We start from the raw sequence: 25,690 nt of genomic DNA, 5'->3' as shown, positions 1-25,690 counted from the left end.
ATATTCTACACCTTTAGAATACTCACCTCTGAAATGGTCTACTACTTGGGTGAAGAGTTTTTTCTTATATCAATTTTATATTCCTTTTCAGCCAAATCAATCATCATATCGAAAATAATTGATTTATGGTCAGCTTTTTCTGCTTCAGCCTCTAATCGTTTGATTTTCTTTTTTGCTGTTTCCAACTCAAGTTTAAGCTCTAATAACTCTTGTTCAGGTGTTTTTTTCTTCATGGCACTTACTTTATGGTTCCAGTCAAAGTTACCATATTTTTGTAACCAAATCTTTACAGTTTGATTCCCTTGAATACCATATTTACGTTGAGCTGCTTTAAGACCTAGTTGACCGTTTTCAACTTCCGAGACAATTTGAAGCTTTAAGGACATTGGATAATCCTTTTGGGTACGTTTAATGAACTGATTTTTATTTTCTTCCATGATAACGATTGTTTTAGTGTATCGTTATTTTAGGACTGTACAACGCATTATTTTTAAAGGGCTTACTGATTACCTCAGAAAGCCCTTTTTTTATTTAAGAAAATACCTTAATTTCAATAAAGATTGTGATCGCCCCCTTTCAATTAGGTCATAGGTTAAAAAAACTAATGTGCTCTAAGCAAATCAATTTATTTGGGCGAAAACTGAAATAACAATTAAGACATGACATCAAAAGTAACTTTTGCTTCAGACAAAGACGCGGCAGACGCTTTACATCAGAAATATTTACAGCTCAAAGACGAAATTGGAAAAGTGGTGATCGGTCAGGAAGATACCGTTCATTTTGTGTTGACTGCTATTTTTAGTCAAGGACATGCCTTGTTACAAGGTGTACCTGGACTAGCAAAAACATTATTGATTAATACTGTTGCCCAAGCTTTAGATTTAGACTTTAGTAGAATTCAGTTTACTCCCGATTTAATGCCATCTGACATTTTGGGTGCTGAAACGATGGATCAAGACCGTAAGTTTAAATTTGTCAAGGGACCTATCTTTGCCAACATCATTTTGGCTGATGAGATTAACCGTACTCCTCCAAAAACGCAGTCGGCTTTATTGGAAGCGATGCAAGAATATAAAGTAACAATTGCTAATCAAGAGTTTCTGTTAGAAAAACCCTTCTTTGTTCTGGCAACACAAAACCCTATTGAGCAAGAAGGTACTTATCCACTTCCTGAAGCACAGCTAGACCGTTTTATGTTTAATATCATCTTGGATTACCCTTCGTATTTGGATGAGGTAAATGTGGTGAAAACAACAACCAATGATGAGAAGCAAACAGTAAGTAAAGTGATGGGTGCAGAAGAGATTCTATACTTCCAACATCTTATTCGTCGAGTGCCTATTGCTGATAATGTGGTAGAATATGCAGTGAAGTTGGTGCATAAAACTCGTCCGAATACTGAATATGCGGAGGAGTTAACCAATAAATATATCGATTGGGGAGCAGGTCCAAGAGCCTCTCAGTATTTAGTGATAGCAGCAAAATGTCATGCTATCCTTTCTGGTAAGTATTCTCCGGATATCGAAGATATTCAAGCAGTAGCTGTTTCTGTATTAAGACACAGAGTAGTGAGAAACTTTAAAGCAGAAGCGGAGGGTATTTCTATTGTAGATATCATAAAGAAATTATTATAAACTTATTAATATTTAAGTAAGAAACTATTGCAAAACTAGATCGCTGAAGTAAGGACTTACAAGTGAAATGGTTTTGCAATGTTTTTATAAACTGATGAACACTATGAACAAATTTATTATTCTACTTTTTTCTTTAGTATCACTACACACCTACGCTCAAAAGAAAAAGAATTATTCTGAAAAAGTGGATGAAGTCACTTTTGATATGATTTACGTTAAGGGTGGAGAATTTCAAATGGGTGATAGAAAAGGAGATCTAGTTTTAGACACTGGAGAGAATCCTTCTTTACCGCTTCATAATGTAAAGATTAGTGGATTTTTTGTGGGTAAGTTTGAAGTGACTCAAAATCTTTGGGAAACGGTGATGGGAAAAAATCCAAGTGAAACTAAAATGGGTAATCTTCCAGTGGAAACGGTTTCTTGGAACGATTGTCAAGATTTTATCAAAAAGCTAAATACATTGACGGGTAAAGATTACCGTTTGCTTACTGAAGCAGAATGGGAATATGTGGCTCGCGGAGGTAAAAAACATAGTGATGAAGAGACAGGTAATGTCAATATCACAGATAGGGCATGGATTTTAGATAACTCAGAAGGAAAATTGAACGCCGTAGGTAGTAAACAACCAAATGAATTAGGAATTTATGATCTACAAGGTAATGTTTGGGAATGGGTAAACGATTGGTACGCTGTAGATTCATACAAGAAATCAATGTCTGATGATCCTCAAGGAGTACAGAATGGTAAAGAGAAAGTATACAGAGGTGGATCTTATATGAGTGAGGAAGAATTTTGTCGACCTGCTTACAGAAATTATGATGAACCTCAGATAAAGCAAAGCTTTATTGGTTTAAGATTAGCGAGATCACTTTAAGTGATCTCTTTTTGTAACTCTTTTCTTTTACGAAAACCAATAAAGTAAAAGCCTAGAGGAGCAAAGACCATTGTTGGAATGGTAGAAAGTACCGGGTTTGGAGTTCCCTTTAATGAATGCACTAAGAAAGTGGCTCCAATAGCAATGCAAGATGGCAGAAGTACTGCCAAAATATATTTCTTTTTTTCGGTATATCTTTCGCATAAGGCAGAGACATATCCACCAAACAGAAATGTATATGCAGCTTGTTTTAATGCAGCAGTAAGGGAAAGCATCAAATGATCGCTTTTGTAGTAATTGATTGAAAAAACCATTACTCCCAAAAATAATGCTCCAGCCAAACCATAGCGAATACTCACGTATTTTTTCAGATAATCTTTAACTTTGTTCCACATACCAACTTCAAATATTTAAACACTATCGATTTTTTATCGATGAGCAAAGAAAGTACTTTATGACTAAACAAGAAAATAAACAACAATTTAGTAGCAGATGGGGAGTGATTTTGGCTTCATTGGGCATGGCTATTGGTGCAGGAAACCTTTGGCGATTTCCTAGATTAGCCGGTCAGTATGGAGGAACTTTTATTATTCTTTGGTTTTTATTTCTTTTTGTTTGGTCTATTCCCATTCTATTATCAGAATTTTCGATTGGTAAAAAATATAAACGAGGAGTAATTTCAGCCTTCGCTCAAGCGGCAGGGAAGAAATACACCTGGATGGGCTTTTTTATCACCTTATGTACTTTAGGAATCACCTTTTATTACTCTGTAGTTACGGCTTGGGGACTTTCTTATGTTGGACTTACTTTTGATTTAGTCAAATCGCCTCAAATGTTAGAAGGATTATCCCAATCGTTTTTAGAAGACTATTGGGCAAATATTTCTACTGGTAATTTCACCACCGTAGGTCTGCATTTATTTTGTGTGGTTTTAGCTGTTGTGATGTTATATAAAGGCGTCCAACAAGGTCTTGAAAGAGTAAATAAAATTTTAATTCCTACTTTGTTGATATTAATTCTATTGGTTTCAGCTGTGGCCTTGTCTACTGAAAATGGACCAAAAGGGTTAGTGTATATGTTCTCCATAGATCCTGATTTATTCTTTAATTCAAGGGTTTGGATAGAAGCTGTTACACAATCGGCTTGGAGTACAGGTGCAGGTTGGGGCTTAATGTTAACCATTGCCTCCTATTCTAGAGAAAAGGAAGATGTTACCTTTAATATATTAGTAAGTGGAATAGGGAATAATATTGCTTCATTGATAGCAGGAATAGCTATTCTTCCTTCCGTTTTTGCTATTGCTGCTTCGGATGAGCAAGCCATCACATTTTTACAATCGGGTAATACAGCATTGACTTTTACAATCATCCCATTACTTTTTGCTAAGATTCCTTATGGTGAATTCTTAGGGATGGTGTTTTTTGTCGCTTTTGCCATGGCTGCTTTTAGTAGTTTGATAAGTATGACAGAACTGTGTATTCGTACGTTTACTGATCTTAAATTTGATCGAACCAAAGCAAGTATCATCACCGCCTTACTTTGTATGATTTTCGGGTTTCCATCAGCTTATTCTTTGGACTTCTTTTCTAACCAAGATTGGGTATGGGGGCTAGGTTTATTGATATCAGGAATATTTATCGTTTTCGCAGTTCATAAAAATGGAATATCATCATTTAAGAAAAACTTTATAGATAAGGACTCCTCGGTGATATTGCCGAATTGGATGTATAAAACAGCTATGATCGTGAATATTCCGATTGGGTTGTTTTTAATTTGGTGGTGGATGTCTCAAGGATATTCTAACAATCCTTGGTTTACGGAAGAAGGACAATGGAATATGATAGATGTGTATTCGAATGCAACTATTGTAACTCAATGGAGTATAGTTTTACTATTAGGAGTACTTTTTAACAAGTGGTTGTATAAGAAGTTTGTTGAAGCCAATTAATCCTCTTAATATTGCACTATACTATTTAAACTATACAACCATGATTACCTTCCCTAATGCTAAGATCAATATCGGCTTAGGTATCACAGAAAAAAGATCAGATGGCTTTCACAACATCGCGTCATGTTTTTACCCAGTGAATTGGTGTGACATGTTGGAAATGATTCCGGCAAAAACATTGTCATTTCAAAGTACTGGAATAGAAATCCCTGGTAACCCCGATGGAAATTTATGCCTAAAAGCATATCATTTATTAAATGAGAAGTACGATATCCCACCTGTACAGATGCATCTTCATAAGATTATTCCTATTGGAGCAGGTTTAGGTGGTGGTTCTGCAGATGGTGCTTTTGCTATCAAAATGCTAAATGATATGAATCAGTTGGGGTTGAGCATAGAAGAAATGGAAGGGTTTGCGACAGAATTAGGAAGCGATTGCCCTTTCTTTATCGAAAACAAACCCGTGTATGTTACCGGAAGAGGAGAAGTATTTGATACTTTAGATTTAAGTCTTGAAGGGAAGTACATCGTATTAGTCAATCCGAATATTCATATTTCAACCAAGGAAGCCTACAGTGGTGTTACTCCAACTCCATTATCAGTCGATCTCAAGCAATTGTTGACATCATCAATTAATGAATGGAAAGGAAATGTAGTCAACGATTTTGAACATAGTTTATTGAAGAATTATCCTGTGATTGATAACATCAAAAAATCCTTATATCAGAAAGGAGCAATTTATGCTTCCATGACGGGTTCAGGGTCGACCGTTTTTGGCATTTTTGATGATGAAATAGATCTAAGTAATTATACTGAGTATATGGTTTGGTCCGGAAAGTTGGACTAATAAAAAATCATTACAACGATAACGCTACCAAGAATTCATTTTTGGTAGCGTTTTTTATTGAATTTACCCTTTTAGAAAAGATGACTTTTGTTTTCTTTTTTTGGAAACATTTACCTTGAACAGACTTTTAGTATGATTAATAATGTATAAATAACACGTCTTAAAAGTCTGAAATTCAATGAATAAATATATAGATACATCTTAATGAAAGTCAATGAGACGACCTTGTTTAGATTCATTCAAAATAACCCTCTTATGATAAGGATTATTGTATCAGATACGATTGAGGTATAATTTTGCAATCGAATTAATCAGAGAACTATCTCAAACAAATATTTTATCTAAACGTTAAATTTTTATGAGTTGGCAGAAATCGTTGAGTAGTACAATCGGGAGAAAAATTATGATGTCTCTCTCAGGTATCTTACTCATCCTGTTTTTAGCAGGTCACGTGTCAGGTAACATGACTTTATTATTAGGAAAAGCAGACGCATTTAACGCATACGCGCACTTTATGTCTACGAATCCAGCAGTTCAAGTTATCGCAAATGTTTTTAAACTATTCTTCGTAGGTCACATTTTTTACGCAGCAGTACTTACGCTTCAAAACAAGAAAGCGAGAGGTGGTGAAGCTTACAAAGTGACAAACAAAGATGGTTCATCGGTATCTAAATACATGGGTGTATTAGGTTCTGTAATCGCAGTATTCTTAGTGATTCACTTAAGCCAATACTGGGCAGTAATGCACGAGTACGCAGGTACTATCGGTATGACATCAGTTGATGGAGTACAAATGAAAGACTTGTATGCAGTAGTAAACACATCTTACCAAAACCCAGTGATTGTAGCAGGTTATGTGATCTCAATGATCATCCTAGCTTATCACTTATGGCACGGTTTCGCTAGTGCTTTCCAAACGTTAGGTATCAACAATAAGAGATACACTCCAATCATCTCTTTTGTAGGTAAAGCATATTCTATTATTGTTCCTTTATTGTTTGCTGCAATTCCAGTAGCAATGTTTATCAGAGGATAATCGGGACAATTAGTTATTTACTTAACACATTTAAATTAGAATAGAATGTCATTAGAATCAAAAATCCCTGCAGGTCCATTGGCCGAGAAGTGGGAAAAACATAAATTCAACGTAAAGCTTGTTAACCCAGCAAACAAAAGAAAGTTTACTATCATTGTTGTGGGTACAGGTTTAGCAGGTGCTTCTGCAGCTGCAACTTTAGCAGAACTTGGTTATAACGTAGAAGCTTTCTGTTTCCAAGATTCACCTCGTCGTGCACACTCAATTGCAGCACAAGGTGGTATTAACGCAGCAAAGAACTACCAAAATGACGGTGACTCAGTTTTCCGTTTATTCTACGATACAATTAAAGGTGGTGACTACAGATCGCGTGAAGCTAACGTTCACCGTTTAGCTGAAGTTTCTACTGAAATTATTGACCAATGTGTAGCTCAAGGTGTTCCTTTCGCTCGTGATTACGGTGGGTTATTGGACAACCGTTCATTCGGTGGTGCTCAAGTATCCCGTACGTTCTATGCTCGTGGTCAAACGGGACAACAACTTCTATTAGGTGCTTACTCAGCGTTATCAAAAATGATCAACACTGGTAAAGTAAAAATGCACTTGCGTAAAGAAATGCTTGATGTTGTTACTATTGATGGCGCTGCTAAAGGTATCGTAACTCGTGATTTGGTTACGGGTAAAATCGAATCTCATGCAGGTCACGCTACATTGCTTTGTACAGGTGGTTACGGTAACGTATTCTTCCTTTCTACAAACGCTATGGCATCTAACGGTTCTGCAGCTTGGAGAGCATACAAGAAAGGAGCGAAATTCGCTAACCCTTGTTTCACACAAATTCACCCAACTTGTATTCCAGTACATGGTGACTACCAATCGAAGTTAACTTTGATGTCAGAGTCATTACGTAACGACGGACGTGTTTGGGTTCCAAAAGACAAGAAAAACCAAAAGATCACTGCAGCTAACGCTGTTAAACTTCCTGAGGAAGAAAGAGATTACTATTTGGAAAGAAGATATCCATCATTTGGTAACTTAGTACCTCGTGACGTAGCATCTCGTAACGCGAAGATGGTATGTGACGAAGGAAGAGGTGTAGGTGTTACTGGTCTTGCAGTATTCCTAGACTTCGCTGATGCTATCAAGCGTGATGGTAAAGCTACGATTGCAGCGAAATACGGTAACTTGTTTGATATGTACAAGCAAATTACTGACGATGATCCATACGAAGTACCAATGATGATTTACCCTGCTGTTCACTATACAATGGGTGGTCTTTGGGTAGATTACAACTTATCTACTAACGTACCGGGTCTTTACGCTTTAGGTGAAGCGAACTTCTCTGACCACGGTGCTAACCGTTTAGGTGCATCTGCATTAATGCAAGGTCTAGCAGATGGTTACTTCGTAATTCCTTACACAATCGGTGATTACATTGCTACACTACCTCTAGGAGTTGCAGTTGATAAATCTCATCCAGCATTTGCTGAAGCTGAGAAAGCGGCACAAGGTCGTATCGACAAACTTCTAAGCATCAAGGGTAACCAAACTCCTGATGATCTTCATAAGAAATTGGGTCATATTATGTGGGAATACTGTGGTATGTCACGTAACAAAGAGGGCTTAGAAAAAGCTCGTGGTATGATTCAAGAATTGCGTGCTGAATTCAACCGTGATTTGAAATTGATCGGTGTAAATGAAGAGTTAAACATGACGTTAGAAAAAGCGTTACGTTTAGAGGACTTCTTAGAATTGGGTGAGTTGATGGTTATCGACGCACACAACCGTTCTGAGTCTTGTGGTGGTCACTTCCGTGAAGAATCACAAACTGAAGAAGGTGAAGCACTTCGTAAAGACGACGAGTTTGCTTATGTAGCTGCTTGGGGTTACGCAGGAGAAGGTAAAGATCCTGAGTTAACTAAGGAGACACTTGAGTTCGAAAACGTGAAATTAACTCAACGTTCTTACAAGTAATCTAATCATCAGGTTGGTGGTTAATTACTTGATCATCAGCCTGTCTGAAACAATTCAACAAACAGGTTGTTGACAAAAAACAACCTAATACAATTGAAGATCATGGCAGGAAAAACAATAAATATTAAGCTTAAAATTTGGCGTCAAGCAGGTCAAGATAAACCTGGCAAGTTTGAGTCATATGAAGTAAATGATGTATCAGTAGATATGTCTTTCCTTGAAATGTTAGACGTTCTTAACGAGAACGAATTAAAGAAAGGTAACGACCCAGTACACTTCGACCACGATTGTCGTGAAGGTATCTGTGGTATGTGTTCTCTTTACATCAACGGTAAACCTCACGGACCTAAGCATGGTATCACAACTTGTCAGTTGCACATGCGTACTTTCAAAGATGGTGAAACTATCGTTGTTGAGCCATGGAGAGCATCTGCGTTCCCAGTATTGAAAGACCTTATGGTGGATCGTACTGCATTCGAAAGAATCCAACAAGCAGGTGGTTACGTTACCGTTTCTACTGGTGGTGTACCTGACGCTAACGAGATTCCAATTCCTAAAACTGTAGCTGACGAAGCAATGGATGCTGCTCAGTGTATTGGTTGTGGTGCTTGTGTTGCCGCTTGTAAAAACGCATCAGCGATGTTATTTACAGCTGCTAAAGTATCTCAATTGGCAGTGTTACCACAAGGTAAAGCAGAGCGTAAGCGTCGTGCTTTAGCAATGTTGGAGCAACACGATGCTGAAGGATTCGGTGCTTGTACTAACACAGGTGCATGTGAGGCTGTTTGTCCGAAAGAAATCTCTATCACTCATATCGCAAGATTGAACAGAGAATTCACTCGTGCAGCATTCTCAGGATCTGAAACAGACTATACGAACTAATTTAACGTTTTAGTTATATATTGAAGGGTTAAGCATTTTTTGCTTAGCCCTTTTTTGTGTTTACTTTTAAGTATCATCAAACAAAAACTATGAAAAACCTATTTCTACATACTTGGGAATTGATACCTGAGCTATCTATTTACGAAAACGGCATACCGCCAAAATCAGCGAGTTATACATTTAAGGAAGGAAAAGAAGGGAAATTAGATGTCAGCATTCAATGGATTGATGCAGAAGATCAATCATTTACTATTGATTATACTATCACCCCTGATGGCAAACGTTACGATCATGAAAACAAAGCCCAAGCGAATGAAGTGATGTCTGAGTTTATATCTTATAATCAATTGAATTCTTATACTTATAAGGGAGGAGAGTTAATTGTAGAGGCAAAAAGAATAATTGCTGATAATGGTATAATGAAGGTAACACGACGCATGATTTTATCTGAAGAAAAGTCGTTTACTAATCTTCAGTTTTATAAAAAAAGAATTGATTAAGTTATTAATAATGAGTGTTTTTTATTAAATCGATTTTTTATATATTTGATCGATTTAATTTTACAAGCAAACTATTTTTTTAAAATGAAACTAATTATTACGATCTCTCTTTCGTTACTTGTCTTCTTTTCTTTTGGGCAAGATAAGTCATTAAGAAAAGGAAAACTAGTTACCTTATCAAATGACACTATTGATGCCATGATTTACCATAAAGACATTCTGAATTATAAGAAATGTACTTACGAGCAAGATGGACAAACATTAAACTATTCACCTTCTGAAATAAAAGGTTATCTATTCAACGATGGAGCACATTATATCTCTAAATCAATTCCTGTAAACGATGATGAGTATGAACAAAGGTTTGTAGAATACCTTGTTGAAGGAGTCAAAAATCTATATGTAATTCGACATAAAGGAGCCTTTAAGTATTACATTGATTACGATGAAAATAAATTGTTGCAGCTTCATTATGGAAAGAAAGAAGTTAAAATAGAAGATGTAAAGTATTTTCAAAAAGATAGGAGAATGAACACTGCTCTTTTGATGTATTTTGAGGATGCTTCAGATAATGTTAAAAAGAAAATAGAGTATTTAGAAAATCCATCAACATCAAGTTTAACAAATATCACAGAGCAATATCATAACGAGAGTTGTGGTGAAAATTCTTGTGTTGTTTATAGAAAAGATAAAGGGAAACTGAATGTTTCTATTGCTCCCACAATGGGTTATATGGTATATCCAACAATCAAAACTCAATATAATAATGTGGGAGCATTACTTTATCTATGGTTACCAAATTCAAGCGAGCATCTTTATGTGAGAACAGGATTTATTTATGGCTATGAGGTAGAAAAAGATGAGGCAACAACAGAGTATGGGGATTTAGCTATTATTCCAATTCAATTTGAATATAGATTTGGTAAAGGGGTGATTAATCCTAGATTAAATTTAGGCTTTAACTATTATCATGTTCCGAGTACTCGTAAAAATGATTTAGCATTTTCAGGTGGAGCAGGATTGAATGTGAATGTAACGAAGAGGTTTTCTTTATTTGGAGAAATTCAAACAGATATATTAGTAATGTCACTAAATATTCAGCCATTTTCGACCTATTCTCCAATGTTCGGATGCCAAATAAAATTCTATTAAATTTTGATGGTTTAATAGTGTAAAATTAGCAACTGTTTACAATTGATTTACGTATAATTGTATAAGTGTCAAATTAAAATACTAAACCATGAAATCAACAGCAGTATCGTACATTTTATGTATATTTTTCGGTGTCTTAGGCATCCATCGTTTTTATTTAGGTAGGCCTTTATCTGGATTACTTTACTTGTTTACAGGAGGTATCTTTGGTATCGGTTGGATAGTAGATCTTTTCTTTATTCCTACCATGGTAGAAGCTGAAAACGGAAAAATGCGATTTTAATCGTTAAACATAAATTTTAATGAATTAAGTGGTGCAGTGAAAACTGTATCACTTTTTTGTGTTTTGTAGGTTGGTGAAAATTGTATTACATTCGAGGGAAAACTAAAATAAACTTCTATTTCTTATGAGAGTATTACAAATTATTCAATTCAATTTTATTGCACTATTATTATTATCATCTGAGGTATTTTCACAAAAAGCAAATCTAGAGGCAGACTCTGTAAAAACACAAGAGTTAATCAGCTATTTATCAAAAGACAATATTGAATCTCATTTAAGGTATTTGGCATCCGATGATTTGGGAGGGAGAGGAATGCTGAATTTGGGGAACTCTAAAGCATCATCATATATCCAAAATCATTTTCATAAGATAGGTTTAAAACAACTAAATAATTCTTGGACACAAATTTTTAATGTATATCAGCCGGGATATTCTAAAATGAATATATTTAACGAAAATGATACTATTACGAAAGAGAATATTTTGATGATGTTCGGGCAGGAGACATCTACTTCAGAGGTTGAATTACATTATTTGAATCAATTAACCTTAAAAGATATTGCAGGAAGGAAATTGAAAAATCAAGCATTAGCACTCAAAGAGTACAATCCTATGGATCAACAAATACAAGTGCCGGATACCCATGCTAAATTTGTTATTTTTATTGCGAAAGATCAAAAAGATTTATTAGTCCATCGTATTCGATTTAGTTCGATGATGGGCAATAGAATGTACCTTTCACCTCAAGAACGTTTTAATGATTTAAATAGCCTTGCTTTAAAACAAGAAGATATATTTTCTTTATTAGGAAAAGAAAAACAAGCACTAATTGAGAAGTACGACAATTTATCAAAAAAAGAAAGAAAGCAGTTGAGTACTTCAGTAACCATTGAATTAGAGTATGAAAATCTTGAGTATAATAATGAAAATGTACTAGGTTATATTGAGGGAACTGATTTAAAGGATGAATTTATAGTCGTTACTGCACATTATGATCATTTAGGGACAAAAGAGGGAGTGGTATTTAATGGAGCTAATGATAATGCATCTGGCACATCTGCAATCATGGAAATGGCCGAAGCCTTTAAAAAAGCAAAGGAAAATGGAATAGGCCCAAGGAGGTCGATACTTTTTATTGCTTTTGCAGCTGAAGAAGTAGGTCTTTTGGGTTCTGAATTTTTCTGCCAAAATCCATTAGTACCCATGGAGAAAATTGTAGCAAATTATAATTTTGATATGGTCGGTAGAATCAACAAAAAATACGATGATCATCCAAATTATACCTATCTTTTAGGAACGGGTGAACAGTCGAAACAATTTTATAAGGTCAATAATGAGGTACATCAAAGGTATATGCCGGAGTTTACTGTCGATCTAAAAGATCCTGAGAATTTATATAAACGTTCCGATCAATATCATTTTTTAATAAATAAAATTCCAATTGCATTTTTTACGGATCACTGCATGAAAGATTATCATTTACCTTCTGATGATTCAGATAAAATAAATTATGAGGTTTTATATCAAAGAACCAAGTTAGGAATGATGATGATTTGGGAAATAGCCAATAGAAATCAGATACTTAATTAATAAGAAAGGTGATAAAGTCAGCAACTCTATCACCTTTACACTTACTAATCTATTCAATTATCTTCTTACAGAAGATTACCAATTTTAATTTCGATAAAATACATTCTTGGAGTAATTGGACCATACACAAATGCTGCATCCTTTTCAGAACCACTTACAAATTGACTTTGCATTTGGTTAAAGATGTTTTTAACACCTGTACCAATCTGAATGTTTGCATTCTTACCTAACTTAGTTCTGTAAGATACTTTAGCACCCATATCGAAGAATGATTCACTTTTAATTAAAGTCTCATTTTCTACAGGTTGTCCATTCATGAAACCACCAGGAAGTAATGGAACATACATGCTACCAGTATAAACTCCGGTCAATGATGTTGTCCATTTTTGTGCAGGTTGGAAGTTCAATGTCAAAGAACCATATTGGTTAGGAGTTCTTAGAATTTCTTTAGAAACACTTGTTTCCTCATCGCCCCATTGATTGTCTTCTTCATATCTAGACGATTGGAAGGTATAAGCACCTTGAATATTGAATTTTTCAGAAGGAGCAATCTTAGCTTCGATATTTACACCTTGAACAATAGCATCTGAAGTGGAATTTCTTTTGAAGTTATAAAAGATTTCGTTTCCATCTTCATCTACATCTACAGTAAACTGATTGTCGAAGCGATCATAAATTCTTGTATGAAAACCTTCTACTAAGAAATAAGCTTGTGTGTTACCAAAGCTATGTTCCATATCCCACGCAAAGTTGTATGACAGAGATCTTTCTGCTTTAAGGTTAGGATCAAGTACTGTTCGAACTGCTTGTCCACCTGCAACTTCAACGTGTAAATCTTCTGAGAACATTTGTGGAGCTCTAAAACCTGTAGCAATACCACCTCTAATTTGCATCTCTTTTGTAAGATTATACTTAAGGTTTAATCGAGGATTGAAAGCTGAAACGTTTTTATTATTGTCTGTATTTTCAAAATCTTGAATCATTACATAATCCATTCTTGCTCCTAAAAGGACAGAAAGTTTATTGCCTTTCCATTCGTTTTGAGCAAAAAGTGCCATAGTTTGAGATTCTTGATTAGAAATTGGAATATCGTTAGTTTTTTCTCCAGCATCCTGATCATAATAACCTAACTTCTTATCATGGATATTATCATAGATATATTCAGTGCCAACAACTAAATAAGAATCGGCATTTAACATTTTACCCAAATTGAAGTTCATTTGAGCACCTCCAATATAAGTTAAACCTGTTGTTAAGCCGTATCCATCTAACGCTTGATCTGCACCATAATAACTGTCTCTATTTACATATTGTAGGTTAGAGTAAGCATTCAAATGCTTCTTTTTATCTGTACTGTACCAATCATAATTTAAGCCACCACTTACAATATTCATGTTTACCCACTCTGTGATGTCCGTTTCATGAGGTTCTTTATCAAATTTATTACCTCCACGACGGTCTTCATGAATAAACCTGAAATCGGCAGTTAATTTATTTTGATCATCGAATGAATGATACACTTTTGTTCCTACTGAAGCAGTTTTCAATTGAGGAAGTTCAGAAAAATCATCTTTCATTGCATCACCTGTAGGTTGTTCGTTGTCATCTAAGTGATACCAAACGTCATTAGGGTTTGCATTCCAAGCATCTCTATTTCTATATGAACCATATACATATGCTCCGGTTTTATCGTTTTTAGATACTATTGAAGTATTAAAGTATAGGTTGTAATCATTTGATTTACCATCAATAGTACCAAAGTTGGTTCCTACTTCATAAGAATTAAATTGAGGTGCTTTTGTGATAATGTTTACAGTACCACCAATGGCATTTGCACCGAATAGAACGGAACCACCTCCACGAACTACTTCAATCTGATCGACCATAGATACTGGAATTTGTTCCAAACCATATACGCTGACCAAACCATTAAATAGTGGACGGCTATCCATTAAAATTTGTGTGTATGGACCCTCAAGACCATTTAACCTTAAAGCTGTTGTACCACAGTTACCACAATTGTTTTCTACTCTTACACCTGAGACAAAGTTTAAACCATCTGCAACTACTTTTGAACTTGAAATCTCAAATATTTCTTTGTTGACTACATTGACTACTGCAGCGGTTTCTTTTCTAGATTGCTCTCTACGATTACTAGAAACGACAACTTCATTTAATTGAAGTAAATCTTTATCTAAGTTGATATGCAACTCATCCGCATTGTTTTTAGCAGTATACTTTAATTCTATAGTTTTATATCCAACTGCAGAAATGGTAATAGTATATTGTTTCCCTTTTTCAAGTGCGAGAGAGAAGTGTCCTGATTCATCAGTTGATGTACCGAATTTCCCATCATCTACAGAGATAGTGGCAAATGGAATATTTTCTTTGTTGTTAGTAATATGTCCTCGAATATTTACTTTCGCTGCCCCCATCACTAATGAGGTGATTAACACAAATAAGAAAGTGATATTAACTTTCATGATTTATTATAAATTTAAGTAGTTATAAACTATTGGTGATACAAATGTAAAAATAATTTTTAGACAAGCCTAAAAATATTTTAAGATAAATAAGAATATATGATAATAAACATTTAAACACATCTAAAGATTAATCAAAATCAATTATCTTCGAATGACCAAAATACCATTAAATGAAAAATCTAATTATTCTGGCAACCATCACATTTTTGATGTCTTGTCAAACCCATAAATCAAATCAGAAAAACAATACTGTTATTCTCGTATCATTGGATGGATTTAGATATGATTATCCAGAAATTTACGATACACCTAATCTAGATGAGATAGCCAAAAATGGAGTAAAATCAGTATCCATGATTCCTGCATATCCATCAAAAACTTTCCCGAATCATTATAGCTTGGTAACGGGGATGTACCCTCAAAATCATGGTTTAGTGCATAACGTTTTTTACGATCCTGATAGAGATCAAAAATATCATATAGGATTAGAGAAGAAAGATGCAACTTGGTGTAAAGGAGTGCCTTTGTGGAATTTAGCTGAACAACAAGGTATAAAGTCTGCCTCTTATTATTGGCCAACGTCTGATGCAAGAATAGGAGGGATGCAAGGAAGTTATTTTTATAAATACAATAAGTCAACTCCTTATATAGAGCGAGTGCAACAAATAGAAAATTGGTTAAGTTATAAGGAAGATGTGAGGCCTCGATTCATATCTTTATACTTTTCATTGGTAGATACTCAAGGGCATCATTATGGGCCAGAGAGTGAGGAAACAAAACAGGCCGTAGAAGAGGTAGATACTATTCTTGGAAAACTAATGGGAGTGATTAATAAAGCAGATGTTCCTGTAGATTTAATTGTAGTATCCGATCATGGAATGATAGAGGTAGATAAAAAGAACCCAATTGTAATCGATGACTTAGGAACATTTGAGGAGTATGAAGTAGTAAATGCAGGCGGTTCACAATTATTTTTCTACAACAAAGGAAATGGTGATGACGAGCAGCTAAAAAAATCTTTAGGGAAATATAAAAATGATTTTAAGGTGTATCTAAAAAATGAAATGCCTCAAAAATTACATTATTCTGAAGGGAGTCGCATTCCTGATGTGATATGTGAAGGAATTCCTCCTAAAGCCTTTGCCTACAAAGGAAAAACAGTGAGTAAGGGAATGCATGGTTTTGATCCTTATACCAATAAAGAAATGCATGCTGTATTTTATGGTGTCGGATCTCATTTTCAAAAAAATAAAGTGATTCCTTCTTTCGAAAATGTACACATATATCCACTTATAGCTGATCTTCTAGATTTAGAGATTCATCATCAGATTGATGGAAAGTTGGAAGTTTTGAAGGAAGCTATGAAAGAATAATAAGTGATATTCTCTTTTATGTATCGAATCCCGTAATCGTAGACTTAAATAGTAGTTTAATTCCTATTATTAAAGTCTACGATTACGGGATTCTATACATATTTAGTAATATGTAATTATACTTTAGTGTAATAAATATTTTTTCGAGATTTTCTAAATAGGCTCTTCTCCATAAAAATATGGAACGGGTTGTAGAGAAGCTTCAGGCATTTCTTTTTTTACTTTATCAGCATAATCTTTTATCAAGTAGTTCCATTGTTGAGCAGCACCGTTGTAGTAACCTCTAGTAAAAATATCCCTAGTACTAGAATTATCAATGCTTTCTACCAACATGGCTGGTCGAGGATATTTTTCAAAACCACCTACCGATTCTTCTAAGCTTTTTAAAGCATCTAATAAATTTTGTACAGCTTTATCATAAGCCATCATTTTATCATTATCACCCAAAGAAATTTCGTTGTATTTAAGGTTCTCCACTTCAACGATTGCTTTTTCTAGGTCTTTTCTAATTTTTGGTTTAATCGTTACTCCAGAAAGGACCAAGTCATCCATGATTTGCTTAGAAAAATTGATTTTTAAATTCTCAGAAGCCATCGCTTCATTTAGTAAAGAATCTAACTCCGAATGTAAATCATTAGAATTTAATGTGTTTATATCTACATCTTTTTCTAAACTGTACTCTTCGTATTCAGTAGTTTCAGTCTCTTCTTTCTGGGTGGTTTTTTGCTCACAACTGAATATCAAAAAAATGAAGGATAATAATATTAAGTGCTTTTTGTTCATGACGGATATCGGAAATTTGATGGTTAATCAGCTAAGAGAAAAAACGCTTAGCTGATTAACTATATATCAAAATAAAGACCAATTCTAATACATCATGATCTTTTCGTTTTTAATAAAATCATAAAGCGTAAACATTCTTAATTGATAAAAGGCTAACCAGAATTCCTTTAAAGCAGCTAAATATTCTCTAGTTGCCGCATCTTTATCTCTCAAAGTGATGTTCAAGTCAGTAACACTAATCTTTCCTACCAAATATCTCTGACGGGCGATTTCATAACTCTTCTCGGCAATCACTTTTGCTCTTTCTGTTGATAAAGCTTTATTTCTAATGATCGGGATCTGACGAGCCAACATATAAATGTTCTGAGTAAATAGCTGTTCCTCTTGCTGTACTGTACTCTCAACAAGTCTTTGATTAGAAACCGCAGTTTCTACAGCCGACTTACGACGTCCCCAATCGACCAAAGGAATATTAAATCCTAATCGAAACTGTTGTTGGTCGTTTGGATCTTGATAAACACCACTTGGATCCATGGCTTGTTGAGTTAAACCAAACTGACCACTTAAATTAATTTGTAAACCAGCATCTCCTTTTGCTTTGGCAACATCTCTTTCCGCCTCCAATCGCCTTCTCTGAAAACTAATATATTGCTGCCTATTGATCTGTGCTTCCTGTATTGCGATATCTGTACTAATTGTAAGGTCGGGCAATTCTTTTGGAAGGGATAAAGTGGTATTATCAACTGTAGGAGGCAAACCTAAGAATGTTTTTAAGTTTAATGAAGTACGTTCAACATCCAAATTGGCCGATTGAAGGTTTCTTTCTGCAGTGATCACGTTCAATTCTAATTGAAGTAATTCGTTCTCCGCAATTTTACCTAAATTATAACGTCCCTTACCAATCTTAAAGATCGTATCGTTATTTGCCAAGTTTGTAGAGGCTACTTGATGATTGATTTGAGCCAATAACATATCAAAGAAATATTGTGTAGCATCGTAAGCTACCTTTTCCATTTCTTCTACAAACTTCTTTTGGGATTCCTCATATTTTAAAGGCTCAATTTTCTTATTCCACTTAAAAGGATTATAAGTAAAAAGAGGTTGGTTAAACCCGACTACCAAAGGTTGACCGGCGTAACTTGTTCCTTGATTAATACCTTCAAAGTTATCAATCCTTTGTAATGTCGATCCAAAATAAACCGAACCACCCGTTAATCCTACATTTTGTTGTAGCGATAGATTAACATCTGAGTTCGCCACACTTACCGCTCTAAATTCTGTTGAACCATCAGGCTGAGTAACCGGAGTAATGGAACGATTAAAGTTGGGAAGATTACCATTTAACACCAATTGAGGTAGGTAAACCGATTTAAACTGTTTATATAGCCAATAATTATTCTCTTTTCTATTCTCAGCTTGTTGGGCCGAAAGTGATTGTTCTTTGGCTATATTAATTACCTGATCTAGTGAATACAACTGTATTTCTTGAGCTTGTAATTGATAGGATACCATCAAAACAAACACAATAGTGAATATATTTTTCATGATTTGAAGTCGATGTAAGTAATAGTTTTTTATTCGTATCGTAACGATTCAATAGGATCTTGATTGGCCGCCTTTCTAGCAGGAGAAATTCCAAAAATGATCCCGATAGAGGTAGCTACTCCGAATGAAATTAATACTGAAGTAAAGGAAACAATCGTTGGGATATCGGCTACACTCGCAATAGCGGTAGCCATTATAAATCCAAGAATAACACCTATTGTTCCCCCAGATAAACTGATTAAAACAGCCTCTAATAAAAACTGAAGAATGATATCTTGCTTTTTAGCACCCAAAGAAATACGAAGACCGATTTCTTTAATACGTTCTAGGACAGAAGCCAGCATAATATTCATAATACCAATACCACCAACAATTAAAGAAATTGATGCAATTGCACCCAAGACAATATTAAAGATGTCTTTTGTTCGCTGTTGTTGTTTAAGTAGCATCTCAGGAATACTAATTTCAAAATCGACTTTATCGTAATGTCTTCTAGTCAACATTTTTTGCAATACCTCAGCGGCCAAAGAAAGATGTTGAGATTCAGCCATCTGAATCACCACTTTATCCAGTTGATGATAATTGACGTTTTTGTTCTCTTGTTCTTTTCCTTGTGCAGCATCTGCAGAAGCTTTTTGAATATCTGATTTAGTGACTTTCGCTCGGTCTTTATATCGAATAAGCATGGTATTTAAAGGAATATACACATCCATATTCGCGTTTCGAATTCCTAGTTTTTCCAGATTTTTTGATGAAACCATTCGTTCCTTCAATACACCAACAACAGTCAACCATTGTCCACCACATTTTATCTGTTTCCCAATAGGATTTTCCTTGCTAAAGAAACGAGTTTGTAAACCACGACCAATCACACAAACAGGTTTACCGAATTTGAAATGCGTATTAGAAAATAAAGCACCTTCGCTTAATTCATGATTATATATTTCAAAATAGGTGTTCTCTATTCCAATTAACTTGGTCGATCTTCTTATCCCATTCTTAATAATATAGGTGTCTAATTCAATTTCAGGACTAATTTTCTGAATGTTCGGTAGAGTGTGAGCGATGTTTTCAATATCAAGGACACTTAGACCAGGCGAGAATTTCTTTTTATCTTCACCTCCATTGTCATCATCTAATTTTTCCTCACTCTGTTCTTTAATTGGAGTAATCACAATATTATTCACTCCCACCAATTTCATCTGATCCAAGATCTCTTTTTGAGCTCCTTGTCCAACAGCTAACATGGCAATTACAGCCCCAACACCAAAGATAATTCCTAGGGCAGTTAAGAAAGATCGTAATGTGTTGGCTAAAATTGCTTCTAATGCGATGGACAGGTTTATTAATATTCTGTCTAGCATTATTCTACTGAGGCTATGTTGGAAGATGATGATTCAGGTGTCGTCAAAGAGATTTCTTCTCCTTCAGAAAGACCTGTTAGGATCTCAATATCTTGATCATTCATCAAGCCCGTTTTTACTTCTTGTTTTTCGAAACCTCCTACTGTTTTCTTGTATACAAAGTTGATGGAATCGCCTTCTGTATGAAGTGCTTCAATAGGTATTAATAAAACATTCTCTTTACTTCCTGTTTGAATGATGTTGGAAGTTGTCATCGAAGGTCGTAAAGTACTATCTGATTGATTCACAAGGATAACTACTTCGAATACTTTAGCATCTGAATTCGGTTTTTGTTCACCTACATTGGCTACTTTTGTGACCTCACCTGTAAGGTTTTTATCAGGGAATGCATCGAGGCCAATACTCACAGTTTGTCCTTTTTTTATTTTACGGATATCTACTTCGTTTACATAAGTTTTCGAGATCATCACAGATAAATCGGGTAGGGTGGCCACAACAGGGTCCCAAGCTCGAATATTTGATCCTTCTTTTTTCTTCTTGCCATCCCAATCTTTGGCATAAATCACCATTCCAGATTCCGGAGCAACAATGGTAAACTCCTGGAATAAATCTTCTAAAAACTTCACTTTACTTTTAGCCTGACTAAGATTGGCATTCACCTCACGCATTTTGGCACTTAGTTGTTTTTGTTTTACAAGATAATTCTGTTTGGTTTGTCTAAGATCTCGCTCTGCTTTAATTACCTCAATTTCTGCTTGTTTAATAGTTGCAGGAGGTTCAAAAGCAGATTGCTCAAGGGCTAATTTCTTTTCTTGAACAGTAAATTCTAAGTTGATGATTTTATCACGCTCTAAACTTAGTTGAAGTGCAGTGTCTAACTGAGTTTGTTCCCATTGAGATTCAGCCTTTGTTAAATCGGTGCCTTTTTGTTCTAGTTTGTCTCCCAAAGAAGAAGCATCCAGACGAGCTACTTGTTGTCCTTTTTCAACCACTGTACCTTCAGGTACTAAGCTGTTGATTTTAGTTTCCCAAATTTGTGCTTGTCGCATGCCTAACGGACCTTGAATTTCTACAAAGTTTTTAGCTTCAAGTTCACCTGTAGTACTTACATTGATATTTAAATTATCAATTCTAGCTTTTGTAAGTAATACTTGTTCAGAATTGTTTCCAGAGAAAAAGAAGATAGAAATAATTAAAACAAGAAAGACCGAGCTACCTATAATTATTTTTTTACTCATTAGTTGGTTTGCTATTTGAAAAATTGAATAGATTAGTCATTTAATAATTTGACACTATAAGTTTGTGAATAGACATTGAAAGTCGTAGAAAATAGTATTAAGCTTTGTTAATCGATGAAAATACCCCCTTATTTAAATCGACTATTTATAACATATGAAAAGAAATTAGCCTCTTTGTATTAAATCCTTTAGAAACGACTACAAAACTTGCTTAATCTTTATATATTTGTGCTCATTTTTATGACAATTCCGTATTGTCTTTTTTTTAGAACAATTTAAACTACCACGCAAGTGAAAAGAACAAAGATTAAAGACTTGCTGGCAACCGGAGAGATCGGTGCCAAAGTTAATGTAAAAGGATGGGTAAGAACATTTAGAAGCAATCGTTTCATCGCATTGAATGATGGTTCTACTATCAATAATTTGCAAGCAGTGGTAGATTTTGAAAATACTGACGAAGATTTACTAAAAAGATTAACGACTAGTGCTGCCGTAAGTATTGACGGTACAGTGGTTGAATCTCAAGGTAAAGGTCAAAGAATCGAAATCACTGTAGATTCATTGGAAATTCTTGGAGATGCAGATCCAGATGAATATCCATTACAACCAAAAAGACACTCATTAGAATTCTTGAGAGAAAAAGCACACTTGCGTCCAAGAACTCAAACTATGAGTGCTGTTTACAGAGTACGTAACGCTTTAGCATATGGTATCCATAAATTCTTTAACGAGAAAGGATTTATCTATATGCACACTCCAATCGTTACAGGTTCTGATGCAGAAGGTGCAGGTGAGATGTTTAAGGTAACTAACCTTGATCTTAAAAACCCTCCACTAACTGAAGATGGAGAAATCGATTACAAAGAAGATTTCTTCGGAAAAGCGGTGAACCTTTCTGTATCTGGACAGCTAGAGGCTGAAGTAGGGGCAATGTCAATGGGCGAAGTATATACTTTCGGACCAACATTTAGAGCTGAAAACTCTAACACTACTCGTCACTTAGCAGAATTCTGGATGATCGAGCCAGAGATGGCCTTCTATGATTTGGACGACAACATGGACCTAGCAGAAGAAATGATCAAATATTTGATCGACTTCGCTATGGAACAATGTCCAGACGATTTGGCTTTCCTTGATCAAAGATATGCACAAGAACAAAAATCAAAACCTCAAAACGAAAGATCAGAACTAGGTCTTGTTGAGCGTTTGAAATTTGTATCAGAAAATAACTTTGAGCGTTTGACTTATACTGAGGCAATCGAAGTATTGAAGCGTTCAAAACCATTCAAGAAAGGTAAATTCAAATATCCTGTAGATTGGGGAATCGATTTACAATCGGAACACGAACGTTACCTTGTTGAAAAAGAATTCAAAAAGCCAGTCATCCTTACTGATTACCCTAAAGACATCAAATCGTTCTACATGAAGCAAAACGATGATGGAAAAACAGTAAGAGCAATGGACGTTCTTTTCCCTGGTATTGGAGAAATCATCGGTGGTTCACAAAGAGAGGACTCACTAGAGAAACTTCAAACTAGAATGGAAGAAATGGGAGTGCCTCAAGAAGAACTTTGGTGGTACTTAGAATTACGTAAATTCGGAACAGCACCTCACTCAGGTTTTGGTTTAGGTTTCGAAAGAATCGTATTATTCGTTTCAGGTATGTCTAACATCAGAGACGTAATTCCATTCCCACGTGCTCCGAAAAGTGCGGAATTTTAAAAAAAAATCATTTTTGATAAAGCCGTTGATTAGCGATAATCAGCGGCTTTTTTGTTTTATTGGGAAATGGGGAATGATTTTTTTAGTGAAAAATTAAAAGTGAAGAGTGAAAAACGTGAAATGTTAAATAGTTCGTGTAATGGGTGTAATAAGGGTTTGTTGAAAAACTCAAAAAGAGGAGTGTAAATTCCGAACCTACTACCTACAACCTAAAACGAGATCGGGAGATACCAAATATATTTAAGCACAAATGTCGAGTCTCTAAACATTTGTCTCAGTGTTTTCTAAAAACTACCTTCCTTAGTTCCTTAGTTCCTTAGTTCCTTAGTTTTAACCTCCTTTCCCCCTTACTTCTTCCCTCTTCCCTTAACATAGTTGCTTTTCCCAACACAGATCTCTACATTACCTATTCCTTATTAGTTATTACTTAAACCTTAAATCATGGCATACGACGAATATTTAGGTGAACGCATCGATCGATGGTTCCAACAACAAAACGTAGAGTACTTCCCTAAGAAAATGATGGGAGGGTTGGTTTTTATGGTGAATAATAAAATGTGTTGTGGGATTCATATTGATAAAAAGTATGGAGATAGTTTGTTGATGGCTAAAATAGGGGAGGATCAATATGTTTTGGAGATAGAAAAAGAAGAAACCCTTCCAATGGACTTTACAGGTCGACCAATGAAAGGGTTTATATATATTATTCCTGATGGATTTGATATGGATGAACAACTAGAATATTGGTTAGAAAAAGCACTAGAATACAATATCAAATTGTATGGATAATGCTATTCGAAAGATTTTACTGCAGTTGTTCTGTTATCTACAGGTCTCCATCCGATATCTTCAAAATGCTTATAGGAAAATTGTTTCCATGTAATTTTGCCAGTTTCTTTATTCACTTTCTTTATTCTCCAGATCAATAAACATTTGTTTCCATCTGTTTTATCGGTATAGATTCTAACATAATCTGTTTTTTGATCTAAATGATCGAATAAGATATTATCAGTTTCTTTATCAATAATCATTTGATGATGCTTACCATCATGAAAAATTTCTAAAGTACCATTTGCTGCCACACCTTGGATATGTGGAGCCGTTTTAATTTTTGGAGCGGTATTCATATGATCATAATTTTCTGATCTTTTATTTTTACCATCTTCTCCTCCTTCTGCAAAGGCGATACTATTAATTATTAATAGAAAGATAAGCGATATTAAAGTGTACTTTTTCATAGTATATTGATATTGTTCACTTACTTATATCGACGAAATAAAAATGTCACCAAAAAAAGGGCTATCGGATGAAAAAAATCCAAAAGCCCTTATTAAAGCCAATACAGTAAATATCTTATTTATATGATTTCACCTGTGTAGTAGCGTTATCTACAGGTCTCCAACCAATGTCTTCAAACTCTTTATAAGTGAATTTTTTCCAAGAAATTTCTCCCGTTTTTTTATCAGTATCTATTTTTCTCCAGATAATTAAACAGTCGCGACTATCGGTTTCATCTGTATAAATACGAACAAAGTCGGTTTCTTCTTTTAACCCATCGAAAAGAATATGTTCCTTTTCAGTGTCGATAATCATCATGTGTTTTCTGCCTTCTTTGAATAGCTCCAAGGTAGTTTCGTTAGCTAGACCTTGAATAAATGGAGCCGTTTTGATTTTAGGAGCAGTGTTCATATGATCGTATTTTTCACTTTTCTTTTTCTTCTCGCCTTCTTCTTCATGATCTGCAAACGTGAAAGATGAAACGAACAATAGGGATAGTATTAAAATTAGGTTTTTCATAGATATAAATGTTTGGATTTAAACAAGTTAACGGCTACATGATATCTAAAGATGTTTGAATTCAAACAAATTAACATAAAAAAAGATCAACGTATTCGTCGATCTTTTAAGGTTTTAATATAATTTGGATGCTAGTTAAATGCTTTTACTGTAGTGGTTTCGTTATCAACAGGTCTCCAACCTACATTTTCAACTCTTTTGTATGTATATTTTTTCCAGGTGATTTTTCTGGATTTATGATCATAATGTTTTATTCTCCATATGATCATATTTTTAGTGTGATCTCTTGTATCATTGAATACCCTAACGAAGTCTTTACCCTCAATAAGTCCATCAAATAATATATGGTCAGATGTTTTCTCTACTAACATTAAATGATGTTTTGAATCTTTATATATTTCTAAAGTAGGTTCTGCAGCCACACCCTTAATGAATGGAGCAGTTTTTACTTTTGGAGGAGTTGCTAAATGGTCATATTCACTTTTCTTATGTTTAGGATGATGACCATCAATGGCATTGGAGCCATAAATATTAAATGAGAAGAATATTAAACCGAAAATTAACGCAATTATATTTTTCATAGTATTATTGTTTAGATGATATAAGTAGCTGATAATCATTTCTAATACTATCAAAAAGGTTAGTTACCCTACCCGTATTA

24 protein-coding genes are annotated in these 25,690 nt (G+C 34.7%); 14 read left to right on the top strand and 10 right to left on the bottom strand.

The window, feature by feature from the left end; genetic code table 11:
• Positions 1-41 precede the first annotated feature (41 nt).
• Positions 42-437 (bottom strand): transposase, encoded by a 396-nt coding sequence (locus KMW28_RS15000; protein WP_205958251.1) that lies wholly within the window; start codon positions 435-437, stop codon positions 42-44.
• Between the two features lie 222 nt (positions 438-659).
• Between KMW28_RS15000 and KMW28_RS14995 the strand changes: the two genes are divergently transcribed.
• Positions 660-1,634, top strand: a complete 975-nt coding sequence (locus tag KMW28_RS14995; RefSeq protein WP_169665263.1) for an AAA family ATPase — start codon at positions 660-662, stop codon at positions 1,632-1,634.
• 103 nt (positions 1,635-1,737) lie between these two features.
• Entirely contained in the window at positions 1,738-2,508 is a 771-nt protein-coding gene (locus KMW28_RS14990) for a formylglycine-generating enzyme family protein (RefSeq protein ID WP_169665262.1), read from the top strand.
• Here the strand turns inward: KMW28_RS14990 and KMW28_RS14985 are convergent.
• Positions 2,505-2,903: a hypothetical protein gene (locus KMW28_RS14985; RefSeq protein ID WP_169665261.1), complete on the bottom strand. Its 399-nt coding sequence runs from the start codon at positions 2,901-2,903 to the stop codon at positions 2,505-2,507. The two genes, KMW28_RS14990 and KMW28_RS14985, sit on opposite strands and share 4 nt — an antisense overlap.
• Before the next feature lie 59 nt (positions 2,904-2,962).
• Here KMW28_RS14985 and KMW28_RS14980 point away from each other — a divergent pair, with 59 nt between their 5' ends.
• The 9 genes from KMW28_RS14980 (at position 2,963) to KMW28_RS14940 (ending at position 12,721) form a co-directional block, all read left to right on the top strand.
• Complete coding sequence (locus KMW28_RS14980) at positions 2,963-4,456, top strand: sodium-dependent transporter (protein ID WP_169665260.1); 1,494 nt, start codon at positions 2,963-2,965, stop codon at positions 4,454-4,456.
• 40 nt (positions 4,457-4,496) lie between these two features.
• Positions 4,497-5,303: a 4-(cytidine 5'-diphospho)-2-C-methyl-D-erythritol kinase gene (gene ispE / locus KMW28_RS14975; protein ID WP_169665259.1), complete on the top strand. Its 807-nt coding sequence runs from the start codon at positions 4,497-4,499 to the stop codon at positions 5,301-5,303.
• 358 nt (positions 5,304-5,661) lie between these two features.
• Entirely contained in the window at positions 5,662-6,339 is a 678-nt protein-coding gene (locus KMW28_RS14970) for a succinate dehydrogenase cytochrome b subunit (RefSeq protein WP_066205227.1), read from the top strand.
• Between the two features lie 45 nt (positions 6,340-6,384).
• Positions 6,385-8,313 (top strand): fumarate reductase/succinate dehydrogenase flavoprotein subunit, encoded by a 1,929-nt coding sequence (locus tag KMW28_RS14965; RefSeq protein WP_169665258.1) that lies wholly within the window; start codon positions 6,385-6,387, stop codon positions 8,311-8,313.
• A 117-nt stretch (positions 8,314-8,430) separates the two neighbouring features.
• The gene (locus tag KMW28_RS14960) at positions 8,431-9,195 is read left to right on the top strand and encodes a succinate dehydrogenase/fumarate reductase iron-sulfur subunit (RefSeq protein ID WP_066212934.1); all 765 of its coding nucleotides are present in this window, start codon (positions 8,431-8,433) and stop codon (positions 9,193-9,195) included.
• Between the two features lie 89 nt (positions 9,196-9,284).
• Positions 9,285-9,695, top strand: a complete 411-nt coding sequence (locus KMW28_RS14955; RefSeq protein WP_169665257.1) for a hypothetical protein — start codon at positions 9,285-9,287, stop codon at positions 9,693-9,695.
• A gap of 84 nt (positions 9,696-9,779) precedes the next feature.
• Positions 9,780-10,847 (top strand): hypothetical protein, encoded by a 1,068-nt coding sequence (locus KMW28_RS14950; RefSeq protein ID WP_169665256.1) that lies wholly within the window; start codon positions 9,780-9,782, stop codon positions 10,845-10,847.
• Between the two features lie 88 nt (positions 10,848-10,935).
• Entirely contained in the window at positions 10,936-11,130 is a 195-nt protein-coding gene (locus KMW28_RS14945; RefSeq protein ID WP_066205239.1) for a TM2 domain-containing protein, read from the top strand.
• A 124-nt stretch (positions 11,131-11,254) separates the two neighbouring features.
• Positions 11,255-12,721, top strand: a complete 1,467-nt coding sequence (locus KMW28_RS14940; protein WP_169665255.1) for a M28 family metallopeptidase — start codon at positions 11,255-11,257, stop codon at positions 12,719-12,721.
• A gap of 65 nt (positions 12,722-12,786) precedes the next feature.
• On the opposite strand, the gene KMW28_RS14935 is transcribed toward KMW28_RS14940, so the two are convergent.
• Complete coding sequence (locus KMW28_RS14935) at positions 12,787-15,204, bottom strand: TonB-dependent receptor (protein WP_169665254.1); 2,418 nt, start codon at positions 15,202-15,204, stop codon at positions 12,787-12,789.
• Positions 15,205-15,377: 173 nt separating this feature from the next.
• Here KMW28_RS14935 and KMW28_RS14930 point away from each other — a divergent pair, with 173 nt between their 5' ends.
• Positions 15,378-16,580 carry an alkaline phosphatase family protein gene (locus KMW28_RS14930; protein ID WP_169665253.1) on the top strand — a complete coding sequence of 401 codons (1,203 nt, stop codon included), beginning with the start codon at positions 15,378-15,380 and terminating at the stop codon, positions 16,578-16,580.
• Between the two features lie 153 nt (positions 16,581-16,733).
• On the opposite strand, the gene KMW28_RS14925 is transcribed toward KMW28_RS14930, so the two are convergent.
• The 4 genes from KMW28_RS14925 to KMW28_RS14910 form a co-directional block, all read right to left on the bottom strand.
• Positions 16,734-17,363, bottom strand: coding sequence for a hypothetical protein (locus KMW28_RS14925; RefSeq protein WP_169665252.1), 630 nt, complete (start codon positions 17,361-17,363; stop codon positions 16,734-16,736).
• A gap of 84 nt (positions 17,364-17,447) precedes the next feature.
• Positions 17,448-18,908 carry a TolC family protein gene (locus KMW28_RS14920; protein ID WP_169665251.1) on the bottom strand — a complete coding sequence of 487 codons (1,461 nt, stop codon included), beginning with the start codon at positions 18,906-18,908 and terminating at the stop codon, positions 17,448-17,450.
• Positions 18,909-18,937: 29 nt separating this feature from the next.
• On the bottom strand, positions 18,938-20,272 hold the full coding sequence (locus KMW28_RS14915) for an ABC transporter permease (protein WP_169665250.1): 1,335 nt from the start codon (positions 20,270-20,272) through the stop codon (positions 18,938-18,940).
• Positions 20,272-21,510, bottom strand: coding sequence for an efflux RND transporter periplasmic adaptor subunit (locus tag KMW28_RS14910; protein WP_169665249.1), 1,239 nt, complete (start codon positions 21,508-21,510; stop codon positions 20,272-20,274). The genes KMW28_RS14915 and KMW28_RS14910 overlap by 1 nt, the downstream gene beginning before the upstream one ends.
• Positions 21,511-21,801: 291 nt before the next feature.
• Between KMW28_RS14910 and asnS the strand changes: the two genes are divergently transcribed.
• Together asnS and KMW28_RS14900 are read left to right on the top strand one after the other, a co-directional pair.
• Positions 21,802-23,232 carry an asparagine--tRNA ligase gene (gene asnS / locus KMW28_RS14905; RefSeq protein WP_169665248.1) on the top strand — a complete coding sequence of 477 codons (1,431 nt, stop codon included), beginning with the start codon at positions 21,802-21,804 and terminating at the stop codon, positions 23,230-23,232.
• Positions 23,233-23,673: 441 nt separating this feature from the next.
• Positions 23,674-24,021, top strand: coding sequence for a TfoX/Sxy family protein (locus tag KMW28_RS14900; protein ID WP_066205263.1), 348 nt, complete (start codon positions 23,674-23,676; stop codon positions 24,019-24,021).
• Positions 24,022-24,023: 2 nt separating this feature from the next.
• Here KMW28_RS14900 and KMW28_RS14895 read toward each other — a convergent pair whose 3' ends face one another.
• The 3 genes from KMW28_RS14895 to KMW28_RS14885 all read right to left on the bottom strand — a co-directional run bounded on the left by KMW28_RS14895 (position 24,024) and on the right by KMW28_RS14885 (position 25,610).
• Entirely contained in the window at positions 24,024-24,470 is a 447-nt protein-coding gene (locus KMW28_RS14895; protein ID WP_169665247.1) for a hypothetical protein, read from the bottom strand.
• Between the two features lie 115 nt (positions 24,471-24,585).
• Positions 24,586-25,029, bottom strand: coding sequence for a hypothetical protein (locus tag KMW28_RS14890; RefSeq protein ID WP_169665246.1), 444 nt, complete (start codon positions 25,027-25,029; stop codon positions 24,586-24,588).
• A 131-nt stretch (positions 25,030-25,160) separates the two neighbouring features.
• The gene (locus tag KMW28_RS14885) at positions 25,161-25,610 is read right to left on the bottom strand and encodes a hypothetical protein (RefSeq protein WP_169665245.1); all 450 of its coding nucleotides are present in this window, start codon (positions 25,608-25,610) and stop codon (positions 25,161-25,163) included.
• Positions 25,611-25,690: the final 80 nt, after the last annotated feature.

It is taken from the genome of Flammeovirga yaeyamensis (genome assembly GCF_018736045.1).
In the GTDB taxonomy this organism is placed as follows: domain Bacteria; phylum Bacteroidota; class Bacteroidia; order Cytophagales; family Flammeovirgaceae; genus Flammeovirga; species Flammeovirga yaeyamensis.
Note: the sequence above shows the minus strand (reverse complement) of the source record. Positions and strands in the feature narration are given on the sequence as shown.